Genomic DNA, 12,683 nt, shown 5'->3' with positions numbered 1-12,683 from the left:
CCAAGGAACTACCCATGAGCGCGAGCACCACTGCCACCCTGCGTCACGACTGGTCTCTGGCCGAAGTCAGAGCCCTCTTCGTACAGCCATTCAACGACTTGCTGTTTCAGGCGCAAACGGTGCACCGCGCGCATTTCGACGCTAACCGCGTTCAGGTTTCGACCTTGTTGTCGATCAAGACCGGCGCCTGCCCGGAAGACTGCAAGTACTGCCCGCAGTCCGGTCACTACAACACCGGCCTGGAAAAAGAAAAGCTGATGGAGGTGCAAAAGGTCCTCGAAGAGGCGGCACGCGCCAAGGCCATCGGCTCAACGCGTTTCTGCATGGGCGCGGCGTGGAAACATCCTTCGGCGAAAGACATGCCCTACGTGCTGAAGATGGTTGAAGGCGTGAAAGCCATGGGCCTGGAGACCTGCATGACCCTGGGGCGTCTCGATCAGGACCAGACCGAAGCACTGGCCAAGGCTGGCCTCGATTACTACAACCACAACCTCGACACCTCGCCTGAGTTCTACGGCAGCATCATCACCACCCGTACCTACAGCGAGCGTCTGCAAACCCTGGCCTACGTGCGTGAGTCGGGGATGAAGATCTGCTCCGGCGGCATTCTCGGCATGGGCGAGTCGCTGGACGATCGCGCCAACCTGCTGATCCAGTTGGCCAATCTGCCGGAGCACCCTGAGTCGGTGCCGATCAACATGCTGGTGAAAGTCGCCGGCACGCCACTGGAAAACGCCGAAGACATCGACCCGTTCGATTTCATCCGCATGCTCGCCGTGGCGCGCATCCTCATGCCGCAATCCCACGTGCGCCTGTCCGCCGGCCGTGAAGCGATGAACGAGCAGATGCAGGCCCTGGCGTTCTTTGCCGGTGCCAACTCGATTTTCTACGGCGACAAACTGCTGACCACCGCCAACCCGCAGGCCGACAAGGATATGCAGTTGTTCGCACGTCTGGGCATTCAACCGGAGGCCCGCGAAGAGCATGCCGACGAGGTTCATCAGGCTGCGATCGAGCAGGCATTGGTTGAGCAGAAGAGCAGCGAGCAGTTCTATAACGCTGCGGTGTAAAAATCTCTACGGATTCCTTTGAAGGAATGCAAAACCCCTGTAGGAGCGAGCCTGCTCGCGAAAGCGGTGCCTCAGTCGACATTGATGTTGGGTGTAAAGGCCTCTTCGCGAGCAGGCTCGCTCCCACAGGGACCTGTGTCACTTGAAAGTCGAGGCCTGCATGTCTTTCGATCTCGCCGCACGCCTTGCTGCCCGTCGTGCCGAAAACCTTTATCGCCAGCGACCGCTGCTTGAATCCCCGCAGGGGCCTGAAGTGGTGGTCGATGGCAAACCGCTGCTCGCTTTCTGCAACAACGATTACCTCGGCCTGGCCAATCATCCGCAAGTGATCGAAGCCTGGCGCGCCGGTGCCGAGCGCTGGGGAGTAGGCGGTGGCGCGTCGCATTTGGTGATCGGCCACAGTGGCCCGCATCACGCCTTGGAAGAAGCGTTGGCCGATCTCACCGGTCGCCCGCGTGCACTGTTGTTCACTACCGGTTACATGGCCAATCTCGGCGCGGTCACGGCGCTGGTCGGGCAGGGCGATACCGTGCTGGAAGACCGGCTCAATCACGCCTCGTTGCTGGATGCGGGGCTGTTGTCAGGCGCGCGTTTCAATCGCTATCTGCATAACGACGCCGAGAGTCTGGCCAAGCGTCTGGAGAAAGCCACCGGCAATACGCTGGTGGTCACCGATGGCGTGTTCAGCATGGACGGCGACCTCGCCGATTTGCCGGCGTTGGCCCGTGAGGCCAAGGCCAAAGGCGCGTGGCTGATGGTCGACGATGCCCATGGTTTCGGCCCGTTGGGTGCGAACGGAGGAGGAATCGTCGAGCATTTCGGTTTGAGTCAGGAGGATGTGCCGGTACTGGTCGGTACCCTCGGCAAAGCCTTTGGCACTGCTGGCGCATTTGTCGCCGGCAGTGAAGAGTTGATCGAAAGCCTGATCCAGTTTGCCCGCCCGTACATCTACACCACCAGCCAACCTCCGGCGTTGGCGTGCGCGACACTGAAAAGCCTTGAACTGCTACGCAGCGAACACTGGCGCCGTGAGCATTTGCAAACGCTGATCCGCCAGTTCCGCCACGGTGCCGAGCAGATCGGTCTGGAGTTGATGGACAGCGTCACGCCGATCCAGCCGATCATGATCGGTGATGCCGGGCGCGCCGTGCGGCTGTCGCAGATGCTGCGCGAGCGCGGCTTGATGGTCACCGCGATTCGTCCACCCACCGTGCCCGCCGGCAGCGCCCGACTACGGGTGACCCTGACCGCGGCCCACAGCGAGGCGCAGGTGCAGCTATTGTTAGAAGGACTGGCTGATTGCTTTGCCCAACTGTCGTCGGAGCCAAGCCATGCGTAATCGCCTGATTCTGTTGCCCGGCTGGGGCCTCGGTGTTTCGCCGATGGAGCCCCTGGCGGCGGCGTTGCACGGGATCGATGAGCATCTGCAGGTCGAAATCGAGCCGTTGCCGGAGCTCGATTCCAGTGACCTGCAAGACTGGCTCGATGAACTCGATGAGCAAATTCCTCAAGATGTATGGCTCGGCGGTTGGTCGTTGGGCGGCATGCTCGCGTCTGAATTGGCGGCGCGCCGTGGCGAACGTTGCTGCGGGTTGCTGACGCTGGCGAGCAATCCGTCTTTTGTTGCGCATGAGCAATGGCCGAGCGCGATGCATGGAGAGACCTTCGACGCGTTTCTCGTCGGTTGCCAGACCGACCCGCGCACGACTCTCAAACGTTTCTCTTTGCTCTGTGCTCAAGGCGCTCAAGACCCGCGCGGCTTGTCGCGGTTGCTGCTCGGCGGCGCGCCGATTGCTGCGCCGAAGACGTTGATGGCCGGGCTGGAGTTGCTCGCGCAACTGGATACTCGCGAAGCTTTGCAAGGGTTTCGCGGGCCGCAGTTGCATCTTTTCGCCGGACAGGATGGCCTGGTGCCGGCGGAAGCGGCGGCGGCGTTGTTTGCGTTGTTGCCAGATATCGAAATTGGTCTGATCGAACAGGCCAGCCATGCGTTTCTTATGGAAGACCCCCATGGAGTGGCGGGCGCAATCCAGGCTTTCTTACATGAGTGCGGTGATGACTGATTTGTCTCTTGTTGCGCTGCCTGGCGGCTTGCCTGACAAGCGTCAGGTCGCGGCCTCCTTTTCCCGTGCGGCGGCCAGTTACGACAGTGTCGCCGAGTTGCAACGTGATGTTGGTAGGCAATTGCTGCAACGCCTGCCGAGCGATTTTGTACCGTCACGATGGCTGGACATGGGCTGCGGCACCGGTTATTTCACCCGTGCGCTGGCCTCGCGTTTCGCCGAGGGCCACGGTGTGGCGCTGGACATCGCCGAGGGCATGCTCAATCACGCGCGCCCATTGGGTGGGGCGCAGCATTTCATTGCTGGCGATGCGGAGCGGCTACCGTTGCAGGATTCGACCTGCGAGCTGATTTTTTCCAGCCTCGCCGTGCAGTGGTGTGCGGATTTCGATGCGGTGCTCAGCGAGGCGTTTCGCGTGCTGAAACCCGGTGGGATTTTCGCGTTTGCTAGTCTCTGTGTAGGGACGTTGTTTGAGTTGCGCGATAGCTGGCGGCAAGTGGATGGCCTGGTGCACGTCAACCGCTTCCGCGAGTTCGCTCGTTATGAGCAGCTGTGTGCGGCCAGTGGGTTGCGTGCGCTGAGTCTGGAGAATCGGCCGCATGTGCTGCATTACCCGGATGTGCGCAGCCTGACTCATGAATTGAAGGCACTGGGGGCGCACAATCTGAATCCGGGACGGCCGGGCGGTTTGACCGGGCGGGCGCGGATTCTCGGGCTGGTCGAGGCTTACGAGCAGTTCCGCGAGGCGTCGGGATTGCCGGCGACTTATCAGGTGGTCTACGCCGTGTTGGAGAAACCCGTATGAGCGCTGCCTATTTCATCACTGGAACCGACACCGATGTCGGCAAGACCACCGTTGCTGCGGGGTTGCTGCATGCGGCGCGTTCGGCCGGATTGAGCACGGCGGCTGGCAAACCGGTCGCCTCGGGGTGCGAAGTCACGCCCAAGGGTTTGCGCAATGCCGACGCGTTGGCGTTGTTGGCCGAGTGTTCGTTGCCGCTGAGTTACAAGCAGGTCAATCCGCTGGCGTTCGAGCCGGCTATCGCCCCGCATCTGGCAGCGCGTGAGGCCGGTGTGGCGCTGACGGTACAATCGTTGCTGGCACCGATGCGCGAGATTTTGGCGATGAATGCCGATTTCACCTTGATTGAAGGTGCGGGTGGCTGGCGCGTGCCCTTGGCGGATCAGGATAATTTGTCGGATCTGGCGATTGCACTGCAGTTGCCGGTGATTTTGGTGGTGGGTGTGCGGCTGGGTTGTATCAGTCATGCCTTGCTGACGGCTGAAGCGATTGCCCGTGATGGTCTGCAACTGGCGGGCTGGGTGGCGAATATCATCGATCCGAAGACGTCGCGGCTGGAGGAAAATCTCGCGACGCTGGCTGAGCGAATCCCGGCGCCTTGCCTTGGCCGAGTGCCGAAACTCAAGGCATTAAGTGCTGAGGCGGTGGCCGAACACCTGCAACTGGATTTGCTCGACTAAGCTTTTGACTATGAGCAGGCACTGTGCCATTAGTGTTTTTGACGGGTGTTTTGCTGGCGCCTCTGCTTCAATAGCGGCAATTGATCCTTCCCAAGGATGAGAACTGTTATGGAAATTTCCGGTAACACAGCTTTTTATGCAGGCCTGAGCTCTATCCAGAGCGGGCAGAACCGCGTCGATCAGGCTGCCAGCCAGATCGCCAACAACACGATTGAGCGTTCGGTCACCAGTCAGTCTTCCGAAGTACAGGTTGACCGTCTGCGCGGCGTGGATCGCAGTCAGCAATCGGATCTGGCCAGCAATATGGTCGATATGGCCCAAGGCAAGTTCCAAGTGGAGCTGGGCGCGAAAGTCGCCAAGGCATCCGATGAAGTGCTCGGTACGATCATCGACACGTTCGCCTGATTTTCAACGCTTCACGCATGCCGGACGCCGCGCCTTGTCGCGGCGTTTTTCGTTGTAAGTCCTTCTCGCTCAACTAATCTTTTTTTATCGTCCGTGGCTCGTTCGAGTCGATGGCGTTGCGTCGTGCGCGGAGTTTGAAACGTGTGATGACGAACGGCAAAAGATCGACGCTTGACAAGATTTCGGCGTAAACGTATGTTTCAAACAACTGTTTGACCGTCACAACAAATCAACGCGGTCGTTCATTCCCGGTTACATCAGCAGAGGTTTATCGCTATGCCTGACTACAAGGCCCCCTTGCGTGATATTCGCTTCGTTCGTGACGAGTTGCTCGGCTACGAAGCGCACTATCAGAGCCTTCCGGCTTGCGCAGACGCGACTCCGGACATGGTTGACGCCATTCTCGAAGAAGGCGCCAAGTTTTGTGAGCAGGTACTGGCACCGCTGAACCGCGTGGGCGACCTCGAAGGTTGCACCTGGAGCGAGTCCGGCGTGAAAACCCCGACGGGCTTCAAAGAGGCATACAAGCAATTCGTTGAAGGCGGCTGGCCAAGCCTCGCTCACGACGTTGAGCACGGCGGCCAAGGCCTGCCTGAGTCGTTGGGTCTGGCCGTCAGCGAAATGGTTGGCGAAGCCAACTGGTCGTGGGGCATGTACCCAGGTCTGTCGCACGGTGCGATGAACACCATCTCCGAGCACGGCACCCCAGAGCAGCAAGAAGCCTATCTGACCAAACTGGTCTCCGGTGAATGGACCGGCACCATGTGCCTGACCGAGCCGCACTGCGGCACCGACCTGGGCATGCTGCGCACCAAGGCCGAACCTCAGGCCGACGGTTCCTACAAAGTCTCCGGCACCAAGATCTTCATTTCGGCCGGTGAACACGACATGGCCGACAACATCGTCCACATCGTACTGGCCCGCCTGCCGGACGCTCCGGCTGGCACCAAAGGCATCTCGCTGTTCATCGTTCCGAAGTTCATGCCCAATGCTGATGGCACCGTCGGTGCACGCAACGCGGTGACCTGCGGTTCGCTGGAACACAAGATGGGCATCCACGGCAACGCCACTTGCGTGATGAACTTCGACGGCGCTACCGGTTTCCTGATCGGCCCGGCCAACAAAGGCCTGAACTGCATGTTCACCTTCATGAACACCGCACGTCTGGGTACCGCGCTGCAAGGTCTGGCCCACGCCGAAATCGGTTTCCAGGGCGGCCTGAAATACGCTCGCGATCGTCTGCAAATGCGCTCCCTGACTGGCCCGAAAGCGCCGGAAAAAGCCGCTGACCCGATCATCGTTCACCCAGACGTACGCCGCATGCTGTTGACCATGAAGGCATTCGCCGAAGGCAACCGTGCGATGGTGTACTTCACCGCCAAACAGGTCGACATCGTCAAGTACGGCGTCGATGAAGAAGAGAAGAAGAAAGCCGACGCACTGCTGGCCTTCATGACGCCGATCGCCAAAGCGTTCATGACCGAAGTCGGTTTCGAATCCGCCAACCACGGCGTGCAGATCTACGGCGGCCACGGCTTCATCGCCGAGTGGGGCATGGAACAGAACGTTCGCGACAGCCGCATTTCGATGCTGTACGAAGGCACCACCGGTATCCAGGCACTCGACTTGCTCGGCCGTAAAGTGCTGATGACTCAAGGCGAGGCCCTGAAAGGCTTCACCAAGATCGTCCACAAGTTCTGCCAGAACAACGAAGGCAACGAAGCCGTTGCCGAATTCGTTGCACCGCTGGCTGCAATCAACAAGGAATGGGGCGAGCTGACCATGAAGGTCGGTATGGCTGCCATGAAAGATCGCGAAGAAGTCGGCGCGGCCTCCGTGGACTACCTGATGTACTCCGGTTATGCCTGCCTGGCTTACTTCTGGGCTGACATGGCACGTCTGGCCGCCGAAAAGCTGGCAGAAGGCACTGGCGACGCGGCGTTCTACACCGCCAAGCTGCAAACCGCGCGCTTCTACTTCCAGCGCATTCTGCCGCGTACCCGCACTCACGTGGCCACCATGCTGTCGGGCGCCAACAACCTGATGGACATGAAAGAAGAAGACTTCGCACTGGGCTATTAAGCCTTAACGCGGTCTTGTGAAAAACCGCTGTCCTTCGGGGCAGCGGTTTTTTTGTTTGTGGATTGCTCAGAAACCCGGGTTTTCTGCCGTTAAAGAGATTGCGTGTGATCTGGATCACATTGTGTGTGCTTAACTGACCACATTGCAGGCACAATGCCATCTCTTTGATATGACGGGTCGGAGCTTTACCCTTGCCGCGTTCTTCCGCTGTACGTTTCAGTCATTTTTTACCTTCACTGCTGTTGTTACTCGCGGGGTTGGCGGCTGCGTACGTCAAAGACCTCAACGTGTTCTTCACTTCTCTGTTCAACGTATTGCCGACCTTGGTGCTGTTGTTGGGCGGTGCTTATTGCGCGGTTTACCGACGCCAGCGCGAACTGTTCCTGATGCTCACGGTGTACATCGCCTACTTCCTGCTCGACACCCAGACCGACTATTACCGCGACAACGGCAAAGTCCGTGAAGACGCCGCGGTGGTTTTCCATCTGGTTTGCTTGTTGTTGCCGTTGTTGTTCGGTCTGTTCGCTGCATGGCAGGAACGCACGCACCTGTTTCAGGACATGGTGGCGCGGTTCGCCGTATTGCTGGCGTTCGGCAGCGTGGCGTTAGGCTTGGAACAAAGTTATCCCCAGGCGTTGCTGATGTGGCTTTCCGAGATCCGCTGGCCGGCGCTGCACGGCGCCTGGATGAGCCTGATCCAGATGTCTTATCCGGTTTTCCTCTCGGCCTTCCTCTTGCTGGCCTGGCAATACTGGCGCAACCCGCGTCCGCTGCACGCGGCGCAACTGGTCGGGTTGCTCGGGGTGTTCTGGATGCTGCCGAAAACCTTCATCCTGCCGTTCACCCTGAACATCATGTGCAGCCAGGTGATGCTGATGATTGCCGCCGCCGTGGCGCACGAGGCTTACCAAATGGCCTTCCGCGACGAACTGACCGGCCTGCCGGGCCGTCGCGCGCTCAACGAACGCATGCAGCGCCTTGGCCGTAACTATGTGCTGGCGATGAGCGACGTCGATCACTTCAAGAAATTCAACGATACCCACGGCCACGACGTCGGAGACCAGGTATTGCGGCTGGTCGCCAGCAAATTGTCGAAAATCAGCGGTGGCGGTAGGGCGTATCGCTATGGCGGTGAGGAATTTGCCCTGGTGTTCGCAGGCAAAACCCTTGAGGAATGCATGCCGCATCTGGAAGTGATCCGCGAGTCGATTGCCTCCTACAACATCCAACTGCGCAATCAGGAGAACCGTCCGAACGACGATCAGCAAGGACGTCAGCGTCGCGCCGGCTCCGGTGCTTCGAGCGTGTCGGTGACGGTGAGTATCGGCGTCGCCGAACGCGTTGAGCAGCGCAACCCGGAGCAAGTCCTGAAATCCGCTGACGAGGCGCTCTACAGCGCCAAAGGCGCAGGGCGAAACTGCGTCGTCGCGTTTGGGCAGAACCGTCGTGGCGCGGTGCGCATGGACACGGCCGCAGGTTGAGTGATGACGGCGCATTCAGCGTCTGCACAATGATTGTCGGGCGTGGTGGCCAGCAGTAGGTTGAGGAAATCTGCTGACGGAGAAGCCACCATGCCTGAGTACAAAGCTCCCCTGCGCGACATGCGCTTTCTGATCGACCACGTCTTCGACTTCCACGCCAACTACGCCGCCCTTGGCGCCCACGACGCCAGCCCGGACATGATCAACGCGATCCTCGAAGAAGGCGCGAAGTTCTGTGAGAACGTTCTCGCACCGCTCAATCGCAGCGGTGACGAAGAGGGCTGCCATTTCGACAATGGCGTGGTGACAACGCCTGCAGGCTTCAAGCAAGCCTTCGCACAATATGTCGAGGGTGGCTGGCACGGACTGGCGGCGGATCCGGCTTACGGCGGTCAGGGGCTACCGAGTTCGCTGGGGCTGGTGATCAGTGAAATGGTCGGCTCCAGCAACACTTCCTGGGGCATGTACCCGGGGTTGACCCACGGCGCGATGTCGGCGATCCATGCCCACGGCACCGCCGAGCAGAAAGACACCTACCTGAACAAACTCACCGCCGGCCAATGGACCGGCACCATGTGCCTGACCGAAGTCCATTGCGGCACCGATCTGGGCATCATCAAGACCCGCGCCGCGCCTCAGGCTGACGGCAGCTACGCGGTCACCGGCAGCAAGATTTTCATCTCCGCCGGTGAGCACGACATGAGCGACAACATCATCCATCTGGTGCTGGCAAAGCTGCCGGACGCGCCGGCCGGAACCAAGGGGATTTCGCTGTTTATCGTGCCGAAATTTCTCCCGGATGCGGCAGGTGAGGCAGGGCAGCGCAACGGCGTTTCCTGCGGCTCGATCGAGCACAAAATGGGCATCAAGGCGTCGGCCACCTGCGTGCTGAATTTTGACGGCGCCACGGGCTACTTGATCGGCGAGCCGAACAAGGGCCTCAACTGCATGTTCACCATGATGAATCACGCGCGACTCGGCACCGGCATGCAGGGCTTGTGTCTGGGCGAGGCGAGCTTCCAGGGTGCGATCAAATACGCCAACGACCGGTTGCAGATGCGCTCACTGACCGGCGCCAAAGCCCCGGACAAAGCAGCAGACCCGATCATCGTCCACCCGGACGTGCGGCGCATGTTGCTGACCATGAAAGCCTTCAACGAAGGCAACCGCGCGCTGACGTACTTCACCGCGCAGATGCTCGACGTTGCGCACCTGAGCAGCGATGCCGAGGCGCGACAGGAAGCCGAAGACTTGCTGGCGTTCCTCACGCCGATCTGCAAGGCGTTCATGACCGACACCGGCCTGGAAGTGACCAATCACGGCATGCAGGTGTTTGGCGGCCACGGTTTCATTCGTGAATGGGGTATGGAGCAGTTGGTCCGCGATTGCCGGATTGCGCCGATTTATGAGGGCACCAACGGCATTCAGGCGCTGGACCTGCTCGGGCGCAAAGTGCTGGGCAGTCAGGGCAAGTTGCTGCGCGGCTTTACCAAAATCGTCCACAAGTTCTGCGCGGCCAACCATGAGCATCCGCAATTGGGCAGTTTTGTTGCGCAACTCAATGAGTTGAACCAGCAATGGGGTGACCTGACCATGAAGGTCGGCATGGCGGCGATGAAGAACCCGGATGAAGTCGGCGCGGCGTCGGTGGATTACCTGATGTACAGCGGTTACATCATCCTCGGGTATCTGTGGTTGCGTATGGCGTTGGTGGCGCAGGTGCAGCTGGACGCGGGTGAGGGAGAGGCGGATTACCTGCGGGGCAAATTGGCGACTTGTGAGTTCTACTTCAAGCGCTTGTTACCGCGTACGGCTGCGCATCGGGCGGCGATTGAGGCGGGGAGTGATTGCTTGATGAAGTTGCCTGCCGAATTTTTTGCGCTTTAGGAAAGATCAAAAGATCGCAGCCTGCGGCAGCTCCTACAGGGGATTGAGTTTTATCTGTAGGAGTTGACGCAGACTGCGATTTTTCTGGTGACCAAAAATAACAAATCAGTCACAGGTTGACCCTATGTGTCGCAAAAGTTGTTGGGGTACACTCCGGCTCAACGAAAACACCATTCCACGAATCACCGTTTAGATCTTGCGAGGTTTGCCATGGCTGACTACAAAGCGCCGCTGCGCGATATGCGCTTCGTCCTCAATGAAGTATTCGAAGTCGCCAAGCTCTGGGCCGAACTGCCGGCCCTGGCCGAGACTGTCGATGCCGAAACTGTTGAAGCCATTCTCGAAGAGGCCGGCAAGGTCACCAGCAAAAGCATCGCACCGCTGAGCCGCGCCGCCGACGAAGAAGGTTGCCATTGGGCGGACGGTGCCGTCACCACGCCGGCCGGATTCCCCCAGGCTTATCAGACGTACGCCGAAGGCGGCTGGGTTGGCGTCGGTGGCGATCCGCAGTACGGCGGCATGGGCATGCCCAAAGCCGTGTCGGCCCAGGTCGAAGAGATGGTCAACTCCGCCAGCCTGTCCTTCGGTCTGTACCCGATGTTGACCGCCGGCGCCTGCCTGTCGATCAACGCCCACGCCAGCGAAGAGCTGAAAGCCGCCTACCTGCCGAACATGTACGCCGGCGTCTGGGCCGGTTCGATGTGCCTGACCGAGCCGCACGCCGGTACCGACCTGGGGATTATTCGTACGAAGGCTGAGCCTCAGGCCGACGGTTCCTACAAGGTCAGCGGCACCAAGATCTTCATCACCGGTGGCGAACACGACCTCACCGAAAACATCATTCACCTGGTGCTGGCGAAACTGCCGGACGCACCGGCGGGCCCGAAAGGCATCTCGTTGTTTCTGGTGCCGAAGTTCATGGTCAATGCCGACGGCAGCCTCGGCGCGCGCAACCCGGCCAACTGCGGTTCGATCGAGCACAAGATGGGCATTCAGGCGTCCGCAACCTGCGTGATGAACTTCGACGAAGCCGTGGGTTATCTGGTCGGCGAGCCGAACAAAGGCCTCAACGCGATGTTCACCATGATGAACTACGAGCGTCTGGGCGTCGGCATCCAAGGCCTGGCGACCGGCGAGCGTTCGTACCAGAACGCCGTTGAATACGCCCGCGACCGTTTGCAAAGCCGTTCGCCAACCGGCGCGCAAAACAAAGACAAAGTCGCTGACCCGATCATCGTCCACCCGGACGTGCGTCGCATGCTGCTGACCATGAAAGCCTCGAACGAAGGTGGCCGTGCGTTCTCCACCTACGTAGCGATGCAACTCGACACCGCCAAGTTCAGCGAAGACGCGACCACCCGTAAGCGTGCGGAAGATCTGGTCGCGTTGCTGACGCCTGTGGCCAAGGCATTCCTCACCGATCTGGGTCTGGAAACCACCGTGCACGGCCAGCAGATTTTTGGCGGCCACGGCTACATCCGCGAGTGGGGCCAAGAGCAACTGGTGCGTGACGTGCGCATCACGCAGATTTACGAAGGCACCAACGGCATTCAGGCACTGGACCTGGTCGGGCGCAAGATCGTCGGCAGCGGCGGCGCGTTCTACAAGCTGTTCGCTGACGAGATCCGCCACTTCACCGCGACCGCCAGTGCTGATCTGGGCGAATTCACCAAGCCGCTGAACGATGCCGTCGACACCCTCGATGAACTGACTTCGTGGTTGCTGGACCGGGCAAAAAACAACCCGAATGAAATCGGCGCGGCCTCGGTGGAATATCTGCAAGCGTTCGGCTACACCGCTTATGCCTATATGTGGGCATTGATGGCCAAAGCGGCGCTGGGCAAAGAAGCACAGGAAGATTTCTATGCCAGCAAGCTCGGCACTGCGCGCTTCTATTTCGCCCGTCTGCTGCCGCGCATTCACTCGTTGAGCGCGTCGGTGAAGGCGGGGAGCGAGTCGCTGTTCCTGTTGGACGCGGCGCAATTCTGATGATGTAACGTGATGTAAGCATTTGCTTACATCACGTGCTGCTGTTCTCCCCTATGCGAGGATTGGATCCAGAGCTAATCTACATTTCATGGACGTCGCGCAGGAAGCGCAAAGCAACAACACGGACACGTAGGATTCTGCCAGGGTGGCGGAGTGAAATGGATGTCAGGGAAACAGTCTGCAAAGCCCCGCTTCGGCGGGGTTTTCTTTTGCCTGAAGAAAAG

The 12,683-nt window shown here is 59.7% G+C and carries 10 protein-coding genes; all 10 read left to right on the top strand.

All coding sequences use genetic code 11. The features are described from left to right. Nucleotides 1–14 precede the first annotated feature (14 nt). The 10 genes from bioB (at nt 15) to JFT81_RS21030 (ending at nt 12,459) form a co-directional block, all read left to right on the top strand. Nucleotides 15–1,070, top strand: coding sequence for a biotin synthase BioB (gene bioB, locus JFT81_RS21075; RefSeq protein WP_201228792.1), 1,056 nt, complete (start codon nt 15–17; stop codon nt 1,068–1,070). A gap of 160 nt (nt 1,071–1,230) precedes the next feature. After that, a complete protein-coding gene (gene bioF / locus JFT81_RS21070; protein ID WP_201228790.1) occupies nt 1,231–2,409 on the top strand; it encodes an 8-amino-7-oxononanoate synthase in 1,179 nt (392 codons plus the stop codon). Then, the gene (locus JFT81_RS21065; RefSeq protein WP_201228788.1) at nt 2,402–3,133 is read left to right on the top strand and encodes an alpha/beta fold hydrolase; all 732 of its coding nucleotides are present in this window, start codon (nt 2,402–2,404) and stop codon (nt 3,131–3,133) included. Before bioF ends, JFT81_RS21065 begins: the two co-directional genes overlap by 8 nt. Further along, the gene (gene bioC / locus JFT81_RS21060; protein ID WP_201228786.1) at nt 3,126–3,938 is read left to right on the top strand and encodes a malonyl-ACP O-methyltransferase BioC; all 813 of its coding nucleotides are present in this window, start codon (nt 3,126–3,128) and stop codon (nt 3,936–3,938) included. The genes JFT81_RS21065 and bioC overlap by 8 nt, the downstream gene beginning before the upstream one ends. Then, complete coding sequence (gene bioD, locus JFT81_RS21055; RefSeq protein WP_201228784.1) at nt 3,935–4,615, top strand: dethiobiotin synthase; 681 nt, start codon at nt 3,935–3,937, stop codon at nt 4,613–4,615. Before bioC ends, bioD begins: the two co-directional genes overlap by 4 nt. 108 nt (nt 4,616–4,723) lie before the next feature. Next, the gene (locus tag JFT81_RS21050; protein WP_201228782.1) at nt 4,724–5,020 is read left to right on the top strand and encodes a pyrroloquinoline quinone biosynthesis protein PqqE; all 297 of its coding nucleotides are present in this window, start codon (nt 4,724–4,726) and stop codon (nt 5,018–5,020) included. Between the two features lie 276 nt (nt 5,021–5,296). Continuing rightward, nucleotides 5,297–7,102, top strand: a complete 1,806-nt coding sequence (locus JFT81_RS21045) for a phenylacyl-CoA dehydrogenase (protein ID WP_201228780.1) — start codon at nt 5,297–5,299, stop codon at nt 7,100–7,102. 191 nt (nt 7,103–7,293) lie between these two features. Beyond that, nucleotides 7,294–8,583 (top strand): GGDEF domain-containing protein, encoded by a 1,290-nt coding sequence (locus JFT81_RS21040; protein ID WP_201148864.1) that lies wholly within the window; start codon nt 7,294–7,296, stop codon nt 8,581–8,583. Nucleotides 8,584–8,673: 90 nt separating this feature from the next. Beyond that, complete coding sequence (locus JFT81_RS21035; protein ID WP_201228778.1) at nt 8,674–10,470, top strand: acyl-CoA dehydrogenase C-terminal domain-containing protein; 1,797 nt, start codon at nt 8,674–8,676, stop codon at nt 10,468–10,470. Nucleotides 10,471–10,680: 210 nt separating this feature from the next. Continuing rightward, complete coding sequence (locus JFT81_RS21030; RefSeq protein WP_201228776.1) at nt 10,681–12,459, top strand: acyl-CoA dehydrogenase C-terminal domain-containing protein; 1,779 nt, start codon at nt 10,681–10,683, stop codon at nt 12,457–12,459. Nucleotides 12,460–12,683 lie beyond the last annotated feature (224 nt).

The organism is Pseudomonas sp. TH43 (genome assembly GCF_016650635.1).
GTDB lineage: Bacteria > Pseudomonadota > Gammaproteobacteria > Pseudomonadales > Pseudomonadaceae > Aquipseudomonas.
This window is presented reverse-complemented; position numbering and strand designations above follow the sequence as displayed.